The sequence below is a fragment of the Oleidesulfovibrio sp. genome, assembly GCF_047973035.1.
Lineage (GTDB): Bacteria > Desulfobacterota > Desulfovibrionia > Desulfovibrionales > Desulfovibrionaceae > Oleidesulfovibrio.
The window spans coordinates 39,814-52,732 of the sequence record NZ_JBKEBF010000033.1; the positions used below are offsets into that span (position 1 = coordinate 39,814).

12 protein-coding genes are annotated in these 12,919 nt (G+C 52.8%); 4 read left to right on the plus strand and 8 right to left on the minus strand.

The genetic code is table 11. The features are described 5' to 3' along the window. Positions 1-620 precede the first annotated feature (620 nt). Positions 621-815, plus strand: a complete 195-nt coding sequence (locus tag ACK5LI_RS10600) for a hypothetical protein (protein WP_416949054.1) — start codon at positions 621-623, stop codon at positions 813-815. Between the two features lie 343 nt (positions 816-1,158). Continuing rightward, positions 1,159-2,220, plus strand: coding sequence for a GGDEF domain-containing protein (locus ACK5LI_RS10605; protein WP_416949056.1), 1,062 nt, complete (start codon positions 1,159-1,161; stop codon positions 2,218-2,220). 108 nt (positions 2,221-2,328) lie between these two features. Here ACK5LI_RS10605 and ACK5LI_RS10610 read toward each other — a convergent pair whose 3' ends face one another. After that, the gene (locus ACK5LI_RS10610; protein ID WP_416949058.1) at positions 2,329-3,135 is read right to left on the minus strand and encodes a hypothetical protein; all 807 of its coding nucleotides are present in this window, start codon (positions 3,133-3,135) and stop codon (positions 2,329-2,331) included. 894 nt (positions 3,136-4,029) lie between these two features. Further along, on the minus strand, positions 4,030-5,211 hold the full coding sequence (locus tag ACK5LI_RS10615; RefSeq protein ID WP_416949060.1) for an iron-containing alcohol dehydrogenase: 1,182 nt from the start codon (positions 5,209-5,211) through the stop codon (positions 4,030-4,032). 422 nt (positions 5,212-5,633) lie between these two features. Here ACK5LI_RS10615 and ACK5LI_RS10620 point away from each other — a divergent pair, with 422 nt between their 5' ends. Continuing rightward, a complete protein-coding gene (locus tag ACK5LI_RS10620) occupies positions 5,634-6,023 on the plus strand; it encodes a winged helix-turn-helix domain-containing protein (RefSeq protein WP_416949062.1) in 390 nt (129 codons plus the stop codon). Positions 6,024-6,531: 508 nt separating this feature from the next. Here the strand turns inward: ACK5LI_RS10620 and ACK5LI_RS10625 are convergent. The 4 genes from ACK5LI_RS10625 to modA all read right to left on the minus strand — a co-directional run bounded on the left by ACK5LI_RS10625 (position 6,532) and on the right by modA (position 9,500). Then, the gene (locus ACK5LI_RS10625) at positions 6,532-6,921 is read right to left on the minus strand and encodes a hypothetical protein (RefSeq protein WP_416949064.1); all 390 of its coding nucleotides are present in this window, start codon (positions 6,919-6,921) and stop codon (positions 6,532-6,534) included. 389 nt (positions 6,922-7,310) lie between these two features. Continuing rightward, positions 7,311-8,072: an ATP-binding cassette domain-containing protein gene (locus ACK5LI_RS10630; RefSeq protein WP_416949066.1), complete on the minus strand. Its 762-nt coding sequence runs from the start codon at positions 8,070-8,072 to the stop codon at positions 7,311-7,313. Continuing rightward, on the minus strand, positions 8,069-8,743 hold the full coding sequence (modB, locus tag ACK5LI_RS10635; RefSeq protein ID WP_416949068.1) for a molybdate ABC transporter permease subunit: 675 nt from the start codon (positions 8,741-8,743) through the stop codon (positions 8,069-8,071). The genes ACK5LI_RS10630 and modB overlap by 4 nt, the downstream gene beginning before the upstream one ends. Before the next feature lies 1 nt (position 8,744). Then, positions 8,745-9,500, minus strand: a complete 756-nt coding sequence (gene modA / locus ACK5LI_RS10640) for a molybdate ABC transporter substrate-binding protein (protein ID WP_416949070.1) — start codon at positions 9,498-9,500, stop codon at positions 8,745-8,747. A gap of 138 nt (positions 9,501-9,638) precedes the next feature. On the opposite strand from modA, the gene ACK5LI_RS10645 reads away from it, so the two are divergent. Further along, positions 9,639-11,078, plus strand: a complete 1,440-nt coding sequence (locus ACK5LI_RS10645; RefSeq protein WP_416949072.1) for a TOBE domain-containing protein — start codon at positions 9,639-9,641, stop codon at positions 11,076-11,078. 115 nt (positions 11,079-11,193) lie between these two features. Here the strand turns inward: ACK5LI_RS10645 and ACK5LI_RS10650 are convergent, their stop codons facing one another. Continuing rightward, positions 11,194-11,322 carry a hypothetical protein gene (locus tag ACK5LI_RS10650; protein WP_416949074.1) on the minus strand — a complete coding sequence of 43 codons (129 nt, stop codon included), beginning with the start codon at positions 11,320-11,322 and terminating at the stop codon, positions 11,194-11,196. 291 nt (positions 11,323-11,613) lie between these two features. Continuing rightward, the gene (locus tag ACK5LI_RS10655) at positions 11,614-12,918 is read right to left on the minus strand and encodes a formate dehydrogenase accessory sulfurtransferase FdhD (RefSeq protein WP_416949076.1); all 1,305 of its coding nucleotides are present in this window, start codon (positions 12,916-12,918) and stop codon (positions 11,614-11,616) included. Position 12,919: the final 1 nt, after the last annotated feature.

Sequence of the window (12,919 nt, forward strand, 5' to 3'; positions counted from 1 at the left end):
TTGTGTTCATGTATCGCACGTGGCGGCTGTTTATAGAACAGTTACGGCAAGTTGTGCTGCTACTGCTGAAGATGACAGTTGTATGAAATTATCGTGTACGGGGTGTGTAACAATGCGCCCTGTGGTGTTTATAAGCCTGTAATACGCGAGTGCGCCGCGTAAGAACTGCGTTTTTGCTGATATTTCTTGGAGATAAGTTGTTTAAGGCATTACTCATGCCAAAGTATGATATGTCATTTTTTTATTCCTGCTGCTGCGCGGAGTGTGTTTGTGTGAAGCTGCTTGAGTTTAAAAAGTCATTAGAATCGTGCATGTTGTCTTTTTTAAAATGCGATTTTTTACACGTGTAAATGCATGACACATGTGGCGTAAGCCGCTGATTGCCGGAAACTATTTTTTGTCTGTCTGACTATGGGCGAAGAGCCCATCTGTCTGTGATTCAATCATCTATTTTGTTACCATTGTGTGACAACGTTATAATAAACAGAAGTTGCCTGTTTTCGCTGTTGACCATCTGTTTTGCCTCCCTACATTTTTTATAAGGGTGTAGTTATGCTGAGCGTGTGCGCTTTGATGCAAAGCCTCACTGCCGGTTACGGGTATTAAAAACGGGGGGCGTTATGAAAATTGCAGTAGAAATTACTATTTTCGGCCATGTGATACGTGAAGTTGTAGACTATCCGGGAGTGCCGGAGTCGCAGGCAGAAGTTATCCAGTGGCTCATGAATCAGACAGGTTATCGCTGGGCTGATTATGAAAATGCGCCTTCGGAAGATAAGCAGATTTATCACCTTGACGACTCGGTGGTTCATTAGCCCTGTAGCGCGCCGCAGCGGGTTAAAGACGGTGCGAGAACTATAGATTGAGCCTCCGCCTTAGGGCGGAGGCTCTCTTTTTCGGGCATAGAAGGGCTATGGTGTGGAGAGGTCTTTTACGCGTTGTGTAGCAGGGACGGGCGAAAGAGGAGGTGATGTTACTAATCGGGTGCATTATTCATAGTGTCTAAAATTATTCTGTTGCAAACGTAGCCGTTAGATTTTTTGCATAGGTAAATCATTACAGTGATTATGCTTAGCAGGGTAAAAAAGAGAGGATGAAATTTTAGCAAGCGAGCGAAATATGCGACCGGCAACTCACCGATTAGGCAAGCAATTTGGCATGGATCAGGAAGAATTAGAGCGTCGTTTGAGGGCGATGTCTATTTCCGGTCCAGCGACCACAGTTCTGACAGCCTCCAGATCGGTCATTGTGCGTGAGCTTGATACTATTATTTCCGTATTTTGTGACGGCTTGCTGGAAGATGCAGAAATAGTGAAAATTGTCGGAGGCAAGAGGGGCTTTAACCATCTGGATGCGGCACTGAAAAGTTATGTTCTGCAGCTTTTTGATGGACAGTATGATATGGCATATGCTCAGTCCCGCTTGCGTATCGGGCTTGCGCATAAAAGAAAAGGTGTGCCGCCAAAACTGTATATCGCTGCCGTGCTCAGGTTGTTTGAATTGTTACAACAGACTTTGCGAAAACAATACGGGACCGACTGTAGCGCGCTTGCACAAGCCGTATTTGTATTGGAACGGGTGATGATGTTCGATTTGTCACTGGTGTTCGATACATATATTCAGGGGCTGATAGATGATGTGCTGCGCAGCAAAAAACAGTTGGAAAAGTATGCGCAGGGGTTGGAAAAGCTTGTCGCACAGCGGACGCGCCAGCTGGAGGAGCGGGCGCGCAGTGACAGCATGACAGGGCTTTTTAACGTTTCCAGCATGTATGAAGAGCTGCACCGCGAAATTGCACGGTCAGAGCGGACAGGCGGGGTGCTCTCTTTTCTTTATATAGATGTGGATGGCTTTAAAAAGGTCAACGATACGCGCGGGCACCGAGATGGCGATATGCTTATTATGGCTATTGCTGATGCGTTGCGGCAGACATTCCGTACTGAAGACATTCTCAGTCGATACGGGGGGGACGAATTCTGCGTTATTATGCCCCGTAGCAACTCTAAAGAAGCAATCATTGCAGCGGAACGATTACTTAAAATTTTTGCTCCGGTTGCCAGAGAGTTTTGTGTAAGTCTTTCTGTCGGGATTTCTGTGCGGTTTCCGAAAGCAGACCTTGATGCGGAAGGTCTGGTGCAACTGGCGGATAAAGCAATGTACGTTGCCAAGCATCGTAAAGGAAACGCGATAGAAGTGTTTCCGACAGGGCTGAAATCCTGAAACCGTATTGTCAGGTGGCAGAGCCGCATGATGGGCCCTTCCTCTTCCTATATTCTTTGTTTTCTGCCTGACGGCACGGAGCGTCATTTCATGGATTACGCCGAGTCGCTATCCATGTCTGGTGATAATTATTCCCCAGTTGTCTTTCTGTTGCAGCGGCAATGCACTGCCTATCTGCAAACGTCTGGCTGTGGCGCTGAACGCATCGGGCCTTGCGGCGGCGTTGCCTGACAACCTGAGCAGCTGCTCGTAAGGAATGCACACTTCACTGCTGACGTGCACAATACCGTGCATCCAGCGGGCCAGTGAATGTACGTCCAGAGCAAAGCGGCTGCGGGTGAAGCTGTGCATATCCGGCAGCTCGCGGAATGCAGCCATTACCTGCGGGGTGAATTCCACCACGCAACGACCTTCTTCAAGATCAAGTAACAACCTGTTGATAAGGCGAAGAGTGTAGCTGCGTTTGCCGCTGGAAATTTCCAGCAGACCTGCGGCCATGCGGTACAGGCTCATGCCTACCTTGTGCCTGACTGCGTCATCGTCTGTGCGGTTCATGGCACGCGCGATACCGCCAAGCCGCATGGCCGCGCATCTGCCGGATTGCATACCGGCGAGGGCCGAGCTGCCAAGGCTCGCCAGCAGAACATCAAGGTCAAACTGATCCAGCCGTTCACCTGTATAGCTGATGCTGCGGGTAGGGTCTGTGGTGGTTATGCGCACCTTCTGAGCATGGATGCGCTTGCGGGCGTACACGGCCTGAAAAATATCCGAAGCCAGAAGTGTGGAAACGGGCAGTCGCATAAATGCTGCCTCGTCATGCAGAATTGATGTGCTGCGCTGTGCTGCTGCGGGTGCCTGCCATTCCGAAGGGCTGTTTACTCCGGTGTCTAACCAGTCGAATTCATCGTACAGCATCGGCGGCTCTCCTTGGCTGGCGGCCTGCCTGAATGTGATGCCGGAACATGACGGTGCCGCAGGCAGGGATGATGTACCCGCGGCACCGCATCACTCACGGCGCTGTAATCTTTAAAACTGTAGTTACAGGTAGTTGACGCCAGTATTGCGTTATCAAGGTAGTTTACCGCTGCTTTTTGTTATTGCGCTCCGCGGGCTCTGCCCGTCGCTTTGCCTATGCATGTGTCTGCGTGGTGATGATATTTGCTGTTCGTTGTCCGGGGAAGGATGACTGGAAGGTCTGCGAGCGAGTATGCCGGACAAGCAGTTACCACTGTGTCAGCCTTGCAGACATCGGGCGAAAAGTGTGTTGAATCATGCTGATTGCTTCAGGCAGTCGGGAAAGGCGACCATTATGCCGAGCTGCAAGGGAGTGATGCGGATGACGATGATGCAAGGCGTATGCGCTGGGATGAGGCCGGGCGGCGGGGCGTTGCGGCATTGCGAGGGAATATACCATAACCGACTGGAGATCTCGCAGATGCTGCAGCAGGCGGGTGTCCAACCCGTCTGTGCCCCGCCTGTAGGGGCATGAATTTGTCCTTTACGGCCTCATGTTAAAACGCGTTGCGTTTACTACGCCTGTCTGACCTCAGCGCATAGCGGATACAGTTTTGTGGTCAACCGGAATGCAGAATCGTACGGAGTTGCAGGTCTCGTTGAGGTTCTGCCGGTTGATAACAAAGGCTGATCCGCCAGCGCTAAAGACAGAAAACGGCGTTCACCCGACTGTAGAAATCTGAAGCATCCTCTTTTATATGGCCGCCGGAGCTATGCACGCTCCGGCGGTAGTGTTCTGCAGATATGCAGGGCGCGGGGAAGGAAGGGCTTCCTTCCCCGCGGGAGTAGTCGTTCTTACAGGGCTGCCTTGTAGATGGCCGCAACATCGGCATCGGTGGGGCAACGGGGGTTGGTAAGACCGCAGGCATCTTTCTGTGCGTTGGCGGTCATGATTGCGATATCGGCTTCCTTTACGTCCTTGCCGTAGCGCTTGCCCAGCTCGACAAGGCCGGAGGGGATACCTACGTCGGCAGACAGCTGACGGATGGCGTCCAAGCTCTTTTCGGCTGCTGCGCGGGGGCTCAGGCCTTCGGTGTTTTCACCCATCCACTGAGCCATTTCAGCAAAACGTTCAACCTTGGCGATCAGGTTGTAACGCTCTACGTGGGGCAGCAGGATGGCGTTGCACTCGCCGTGGGGCAGATCATAGAAGCCGCCCAGCTGGTGGGCCATGGCGTGAACGTGACCAAGGCTGGCGTTGTTGAAAGCCATACCGGCAAGGTACTGTGCGTAGCACATGCCTTCGCGGGCCTCCACGTCCTGTCCGTTTGCAACGGCAGCGCGCAGATGCTTGAAAATCAGCTTGATGGCTTTTTCGGCGCAGGCGTCGGTCATGGGGGTAGCAATGGTGGAAACGTATGCTTCAACAGCGTGAGTCAGAGCATCCATGCCGGTAGCCGCGGTCAGTGCGGGGGGCATACCCATCATCAGCAGCGGATCGTCAACAGCGATACCGGGGGTTACACGCCAGTCAACGATAGCCATTTTAACCTTGCGGGAGGTGTCGGTGATAATGCAGAAACGGGTCATTTCAGAAGCGGTACCCGCGGTGGTGTTTACTGCCACGTAAGGGGGCATGGGCTTGGTGGACTTGTCCACGCCTTCAAAGTCATGAATCTTGCCGCCGTTGGCGATAACAAGGCCGATACCCTTACCGCAGTCGTGGGAGCTGCCGCCGCCCAGAGTGATCAGAGAATCGCACTTGTTCTTTTTGTATACTTCAACACCGGCGTGAACGTTTTCGTCGGTGGGGTTGGGAATGGTTTCGTCGTAAACAACGCAATCCATCTTGCTGTCTTTAAGCAGCTTGACGATTTTTTCGGTCAGGCCGACTTTGGTGATCCCTTTGTCAGTTACGAGCAGAGGCTTTTTGCCGCCCAGTGCTTTAATTTTGGCGGGAATTTCTTTGTGGCTGCCAATACCCATCAAAGTAACACTGGGAATAAAAAAGCCGTAAACTTCTTCACGTACTGCCATAATGTTCTCCATCCTTACCGTTTGTGTGTTGGTGGCAAAAATATGGGCTTTGCCGCGATCATTAGTGTTGTCATCCTTAAGGCAAGGATCGGGCCAAAATTATACATTCTTATTTGACGGCATGTTAGGTGTTTTATAGTGTTTATAGAACTGTGTAGCTTGGCTCCGCGGATTATTAAAGACTGTGTCTATATGACACGCGAAGGCGGTGTGAGCGGCTATAACAGCTATCAAAAGGGTGTGTTTCGTTTTGATACACTGTAACAGGCTGTTTGAGTCATATAGCCACGTTCTTTCCATGCTGTTCAGGCAGTCAATAATGAAAGCTGAAACAGGATGCTTGGAAAGAATCCCTGTGGGTGGTAGGAATGTATAAAGAATTTTAAGGGGGAACCGCCTACCTTTAAAGTTGGAGGGAAGAGATGTGCAGACAGGTGCCTCAGCTTAAAATGAAGTTGTGGATTGATATGGGCGGCAAGAATGCATTCGGCATGGGAAGCGCCGCCCTTCTCCGGGGAGTGGACCAGACAGGTTCGCTGGCGGGTGCGGCTAAAGCTTTAGGTATGTCGTATCGGGCTGCATGGGGCAGGATACGCAAGATTGAAGAACGTCTGGGAACAAACGTGTTGATCAAACGCGGGGGTAACAAGTCAGGCTACGATCTTTCATTTGAAGGTCAGGCTTTTCTTGAAGCCTATGAAGCATTGCAGAAATCTGTGGAAGAAGTGGCACAGCGCAGATTTAACGACCTATTTGCCGATCTGATAAAACGGGGACAGAAAGAATCTGTGTCACAATCTGCCGCAGAATAAGCCGGGTTGTCTCCGGCCGGTGCTGCAGGCTGTCCGCGCATGTCCGGCGTGCTTGCGGCCTTTGGCATCACCCTTATGATGGCACAATGTATGTGGCGTGGTATGGCTTGTTTTGCCTGACTCGATTGTTTTAAATATATATTTGTAGTCAGCGTACACACGGTTTATGGGCATTTGCACCATAACGTGCTGATATCTGCTTTTGTACAAAGCGTTTTTTAACATTGTTTTGCATGATTAGCATGAAGGGCCGGAGCACAATGCTCCGGCCCTTTTTATGTACCCGCACAATGGCGGAGATGCGATGCCTGATTCGGGTATAAGGCTCCACTGTTAGTTGTCTATGGCGCCAAACTGTCCACCGGCAGAAGCATTTTGTGCTCCCGCATAGTGACGTGCCGGAAAAGTTTTTTTGTATGCGCATCCATGCCGCGCTTCTTCGCTTTGTCGCCGGAGCTGTAAATCTTTCGGACAAGGGCAGAAGCACAAAGCAGGTCTCAGGCCGGTACTAGCTGCGTTTGCCGTAAACCGTAACCTTGGCGCGTTCGTCAGCGCCGTAGCGAGTTTTATAGTTCATAACAATCTTGCGGATGAATCTGTCACCACGCGGCAGACCCCAGGCGATTGTTTCGCCGTTTTTGGGGATAAATTTGCGAACAGGAATCTTAAAGCGCTCCCCGTTGCCGAATACGACTGTCACGTTGCGAAACTCAACGCCTGTATTACGCACTTTGAGCTTGATATAATCGTATTTCTTAAAGTCGTTTACGTGTATTTCGTCGTAGTCCCTGCTTTTATTGACAGTTCTTTCGCCAAGGCGTTTCCAGTCTCCGGCCATGGCCTGCCCGGTAAAAATAAGTATGAATGCAGTAATCGTGTACAATATTATGCGCTTCAAGGTGTGGTCTCCGTATATGATGCATCAGTATAAAAGCATACATGCATTTGTGCATGTAATTTGATTTGGGCTCGCGCAAAATAGTGTTCTGCGTCTGTTTGTCAAGCCGCAAATCAACAACTGATACAGGAAATTACCGCAGCATAGCCGCCTGAAAGTATACGTTTTGTAATTGCATGTGATGATCGTTCAGCAAAAATGATTCATACTTTATTCAAAAGTAAGCAGCTTCAAATCGGGAATACTCACAATTTATATTGTCCATGGAACTGTCATTCGCCGTACTGTTATCATCAGCCTGATTATGGTTATTGTAGCAGGGCCTTCTAGAGCTGTTTTCGGAAGCTCAACGACTTCGACATGCTTCTGTTACCGCAGGCTTTGAGCCGTCAGGCTTCGCTGGCGGCAGGCTCTATAAACAGAAGGGGCGCTTTCCGGCGCAAAGGCGTACTGCCGGATTCTGCCGTGCGCCTTTCCGGTTCGTACAATCTCTGCACGCGGGTAGGCATGTTGCGCCACAGCCATTTTTCATCGGCCTTACCTGCGTTAACGGCTAATATGGAGTCGCCCAGCAGTGCAGCTTCTTCCAGATCATGCGTGACGTGAACGATAGGGATGTTCAGTTCGGCTTTCAAATCCAGCATGATCAGGCGCAGGCTGCGTCGTGTATCCACATCAAGAGCGGAAAAAGGCTCGTCCAACAACAGTAAGGACGGCTTGCGCGCCAGAGCCTGACACATAGCCACTCTCTGCTTTTCACCGCCTGATACGCTCGAGGGCTTCTGCTTCGCCAGATGGCCTATTCCCAGTCGCTCCAGCAGCATCTGTGCTGCCTTTTTGTCTCCCGTGGCAAAGGCCACATTGCCCAACACATCCAGATGCGGGAATAACGGATAATCCTGAAAGACAAATCCCAGCTTGCGATGACGGACCGGAATGCTTTTGTGTTTTGCCGTGTCGCACCAGACAATATTGTTCAGGGCCACTGTGCCGCTGTCAGGGGCCTCCAGACCTGCAAGGCAGCGGATAAGCGTTGTCTTACCGGCACCGGAAGGGCCTACAATGGCCGTAAGATGCCCGCAGGGGCACTCCAGCTCCACGTCCAGAGTATAATGAGGCAAGGCTTTGCAGATACGTGCTGTCAGAGTCATTGCAGGCTCCTGTTCATTCTGTTTACCGCCAGCAGTACAATGAAGCTGGCGGGCACCAGAGCAAGGCATAACAAGAATGCATCATCGTAGCGCAGGGCTTCCACTGCTTCGTAAATGGCAATGGAGGCGACTTTTGTAGAGCCGGGCATGCTGCCGCCGACCATCAGAATAACGCCGAATTCGCCAAGGCTGTGCGCAAAAACCAGTACGGAGGACGCTGCAAGTCCGGGCAGGCTGTTGGGCAGAACCACCCGCCGGAATGCCTGTAACGGAGTGAGTCCGAGTACGGCAGAACATTCCAGCAGGCGGTGATCCATTTTTTCGAATGTGGCGCGCAGGGGCTGCACCGCAAAAGGCATATTGTACACGATGGACGCCAGCAATATTGCCGGAAAGCTGAAAATCAGCCGCTGGCCGAAAGCTGCGTCCCATGCCTGCCCGATGAATCCGTTAGGCCCCATGACTATAAGCAGCCAGAAGCCAAGCACTGTAGGCGGCAGCACCATGGGCAAGGCCACGAACGCTTCTGCCAGACTCTTGCCGCGAAACCGCCGGAAAGCGAACAGCCATGCCAGCGGCAACGCCACCAGGGGAATGAAAAGCGTGGTGAAAAAAGCCAGCTTTATCGACAGGTACAACGGGCCGGAAATGGCGGAAACCCCTTCGAACATACTATTCGTATCCGTATTTTGCTTTGATGGCTGCTACTTCCGGCGTTGCCAGAAACTCGACAAATTTTGCTGCCGCGTCAGGGTTGGGTGCGTTGGTCAGAATGCAGGCTGCCTGAATGACTGCGGGGGCTTCCGGTACCGGAATGGTAGTACCCTTGCGCCCTTGTTCCGTCAGTGTGGATGACAACGCGCAGAAACCGGCATCGGCTGCGCCGGAAGATGCAAATTGAAATACCTGCGCAATGGACTGAGCATAGGCAATGCGCGGGCTGACAGTATCAAACAGTCCGGCTTTGTTCAGCGCGGCGACTGCGGCAGTGCCGTATGGTGCCGATTCAGGGTTTGCCACCGCAATTCGCTGAATTTCAGGGCTGTTAATGCATGTTTGCCAGTCTGCAAATTGAGCATCGTTTCGGGGAAGCCACAGTACGACTTTGCCTTTAGCGTAAATAAAAGGCTTGGATGCCAGACCTTCGGCATGGAGTTTGTCAGGGCGCTTCTGGTCTGCAGCAAGGAACACGTCAAAAGGGGCACCATTTGCAATCTGGGCGTACAGCTTGCCGGTAGAGGTGTAGACAGCCTGTCCTTTGATGCCTGTGGCGGCTTCAAACGCGGGCAGGATTTCCTGCATGGCAGGCATGAAGTTGGCGGCCTGAGCAATCATCAGATCCTGCGCCTGTGCCGTGGAAAGTGAAAGACAAATCAGACAGCTGGCAATAAAGGTACGGCCTATCATTTTGAAAAAGCGTGATAACATGGCAAGTTCCTCCTTGATGCAAAGACGGGAATGTGAGTATATATTTACCGCAAGTATGCTGATACGCAGCTGGTTGGCAGCTGCCAATCAAGTCACGAAAAAATGAGAATCCGTGACCGGAAATATACAGGAAAGCAAATGGCCTCTTCCGACCACACCGTTCGCCCGTCTCCTGCCCCCCGGAAGGGGCGTTCTGCGCACCTTGCGCCGCATTCGCTGTTTACCGTGCCTCAGGGGGTAAAGCTGCTTGAAGCAGGGCAGCTGATGGCGCTTGAACGGGCTTTTGCCGCATGGCGTGCAGAGGCAGGCACCGCGCAGGCGATGGTTTCGCGTGGCCGGATGTGGCTGCTTTTTCAGCTGCTGCGGCATAGCGGGGCCAGATTGGGCGAAGTGCAAGCTTTGCACGTACAGAAAGACCTTTCCATGCAGGCGTGTACTGTGCGCTTCGGGCATAACGGCAAGCAGCGTGAGCTGCCATTACCGCGTGCTCTTTGCCGCGAAATTGAGCGCCTTCTGGACGGGCCTGCCGGAACGGCGCTTGGTAGCCTGCCGTTTAAGGTCGATCAGGGCTACGCCAGACGTGTTTTTTATGCCAGAGCCGATGAGGCAGGCATTCCGCGAGATCTGGCAAACCCCCGAGTGATACGGAATACCAGAGCCGTTGAACTGTTGCGTAGCGGGGTGCCGCTGGCGGTTGTGCGTGAAGTGTTGGGGCAGGCCTCGGCTGACCTGACCGCCGTGCTCCAGTCATACTCATCCGGTGATATGCGGACCATCGTGCGCAGGCTTGCCATGGATGCAGGCGAACGCAGCAGTGCGCGAAACAGTTTTAAAGGCCATGTGACAGGAATCCGGACTGATTCCATTATGGCGGAAGTCAGCTTTTGTACTGTCGGCGGGCATGAAATTTCGGCGCTTATTACTATGGAGAGCTTACGAGCATTAGAGCTGGAGGAAGGGAGCCCCGTAGGGGCCACTGTGAAAGCGCCGTATGTCGATGTGCGGCTGCACTGGCATGCCAGTGCAGCCGCACCCCACAGCCTCCGGAGTCCGCAGGAACATATGGGCGACAGACGTACGCAGCTCGCTACAGGCCTAAAGGAGAGCATGCCGGTAGTAGAGCAGGTTTGGCCTGATGAAGCATCAGCTATGACAACGGCTGGTGCGCAGCCCTCTGCGTTTGGCGGACAGTCGCAGCCAGCAGACTCATCGGCCGTAGCGGCTGATTTGCATGGTGAAGTTGCCTTTGCCTATGCCGCGGCGCCTTGTGCGCCGGACTTATCAGAGTCGCGGCTGCCTGCTTTTGAGCCTCTGAAAAGCGTTGATGGGCAACCGTGCTCCAACAGGCTTTCGGCCCGTATAACGCAGGTACGCAGTTCCGGTGTGATGGTGGAGGTGATGGGTGCCTGTAATGACGGTACGCAATTATGCGCCCTGATGGCGGTGTCTGACGCGGAACAAATGGGCATTGCATCCTGTGATGCCGGAGCAGGGCAGGATGTTGCTGCGGCAGGAGTGAAAGACGCCTTGGCAGAATTTTCTTTCAAGCCGCTTTCAGTGGTGCTGCATACCGTATAACGCCGGAACGTAGCCGACGTTCGGTCGGTGTGAATGATATCCGAGGCTGCCGGAAATCGTTTGACGGCTAACGAGACAACCCACCACTCAGTCAGAGGGCTTCAGTACGCATCGGTTATCTATCAAGAGAGGTTGCGTAAGGCAGGAATGCTTTGTCCCATGATTGATGGGTAAGATTGTCATCAAAACGCCTTGGCTGGGTGGATGAATGGCGCTCCGGAGCAAGAGTTTCTTTTTGCGTCATACAAGAGCTGCGGTGGATTGAAGACCGTTATGGACGAGTCGGTCGGAACCTGTAATACGGAGCTCTCTCATCTTTAGCCTGAATATGAGCACGCCGGAATACGCATATAAAATGGGCTACTCAGGTAATCCTCCCATTGTTAAAAAGGGTGAAAAGCAGAGGCCATGCAGCCATTCTCAGTTTCTGAGCAGGGGTGATTACCCTCTGACCTGGACAATCTAAAAACCATCAACTTACTTCAGGACGGGCACTGGTATACTACGTTGGTTTCCTTGAATAGATGTGTGCGTGCTATCCGATGGAGTATGGCTTGCCCGCGGCAGCAGTGTGACAGGGGGAGTGCTGCGTCGATATCATGCGGCGCTCGTGTGTATAGATGTTCATTCTGCCGTTACGCAGAAAGCCTACCAGCGTGATGCCGGATGCATCTGCCAGTTCAACGCCTTTGCTGGTCACCGCGGAAATGCCGGCCACAACGCGGGCGCGCAACGCCAGCGATTTTTGTACCATCTCAAAGCTTAACCGTGATGAGAGCAGCACCAGCCGGATTTTGTCTGCCGCGTTCTGCATGACGGCCTGCCCCGCCGCTTTATCCAGCGCATTATGTCTGCCCGTGTCTTCCGCAAAAGCCAGCATATTCAGGTCTGCATCGTACAGTGCGCAAAAATGCGTGCCGCCGGTGCGGCTGAATAACGCCTGATACCCTTCTGCCTCGCGTAGAAGGGCGTTCAGCTTCTGGGGCGGGATGGAAAAATCGTCCGCAGACTCTGCGGCATACCCTGCAATATCTGTATGGTGCCCACCGGCGCCTGTTTCGCTGATGTCGCCGGTAGGCGCAGACGAACATGAAGCGCTCCATGTTGCGGATGCATCTTGTTGCGCGTTGTTTCCGCGCTTCAGCCGGATTTCTGCGGGCCCGCCCGGCACCGGCAGGGTAAAGGACATGGTGGAGTAACGGCGCGGACCATGCCCGAGCTTCCCGCCCGCCCGCTGGCATGGGCGGGAAGCTGGCTGCAGGGATGATTCGGACATGGAAATTGTTTCAGCCTTTTTCGTCAGGCGGTCCGCAACTGGAAGAGTATTGCGATTGCACGGGGTGCCTGCTGTAAGCTGATTTTGTGCCGCTATACGTCCTGAAATACTCTGTGGAGCCGGTGCCGCACTTTGATCTTGCACTGAACCGGATGCCGGAGCAGGTATCGAGACAGGCATCGGTACGGGTTTCATGGGACGTATCAATTCATCTGCACTCACGGCATTGCGGTTGCCGCAGCAGGAAAATCCCATACGCACTCCCCGTCCGCGCATCATTTTTTCCGTGCGTTCTTTGCCGCCTTCTATGGTCAGTAACATGCGGGTAGTGCCATCCGGCAATTCAGTCCGGCAAAGCTGATACGCTTCTCCGCGGCGCAGCAGACCTTCTGTATGACAATAGCCCAGAGTCAGCGCTTCATCGTCGCCGGGGGTTCGCATAAGCGCTGCCCATGCTACTCCGTTGACTACGATTTCCAACGGGGACTCGATGATGATGTCATCATCTGAAAACATGCTGCCGTCAGGATTCAGCCGTGTGATGCGTCGGTGTTTGGTGTGCATG

Bases quoted from the DNA above. Each gene is read 5' to 3' on its own strand.
- ACK5LI_RS10600 (WP_416949054.1), top strand. From the start codon at position 621: ATGAAAATTGCAGTAGAAATTACTATTTTCGGCCATGTGATACGTGAA.
- ACK5LI_RS10605 (WP_416949056.1), top strand. From the start codon at position 1,159: ATGGATCAGGAAGAATTAGAGCGTCGTTTGAGGGCGATGTCTATTTCC.
- ACK5LI_RS10610 (WP_416949058.1), bottom strand. From the start codon at position 3,135: ATGCTGTACGATGAATTCGACTGGTTAGACACCGGAGTAAACAGCCCT.
- ACK5LI_RS10615 (WP_416949060.1), bottom strand. From the start codon at position 5,211: ATGGCAGTACGTGAAGAAGTTTACGGCTTTTTTATTCCCAGTGTTACT.
- ACK5LI_RS10620 (WP_416949062.1), top strand. From the start codon at position 5,634: ATGTGCAGACAGGTGCCTCAGCTTAAAATGAAGTTGTGGATTGATATG.
- ACK5LI_RS10630 (WP_416949066.1), bottom strand. From the start codon at position 8,072: ATGACTCTGACAGCACGTATCTGCAAAGCCTTGCCTCATTATACTCTG.
- modB (WP_416949068.1), bottom strand. From the start codon at position 8,743: ATGTTCGAAGGGGTTTCCGCCATTTCCGGCCCGTTGTACCTGTCGATA.
- modA (WP_416949070.1), bottom strand. From the start codon at position 9,500: ATGTTATCACGCTTTTTCAAAATGATAGGCCGTACCTTTATTGCCAGC.
- ACK5LI_RS10645 (WP_416949072.1), top strand. From the start codon at position 9,639: ATGGCCTCTTCCGACCACACCGTTCGCCCGTCTCCTGCCCCCCGGAAG.
- ACK5LI_RS10650 (WP_416949074.1), bottom strand. From the start codon at position 11,322: ATGACGCAAAAAGAAACTCTTGCTCCGGAGCGCCATTCATCCACCCAG.
- ACK5LI_RS10655 (WP_416949076.1), bottom strand. From the start codon at position 12,918: ATGCACACCAAACACCGACGCATCACACGGCTGAATCCTGACGGCAGC.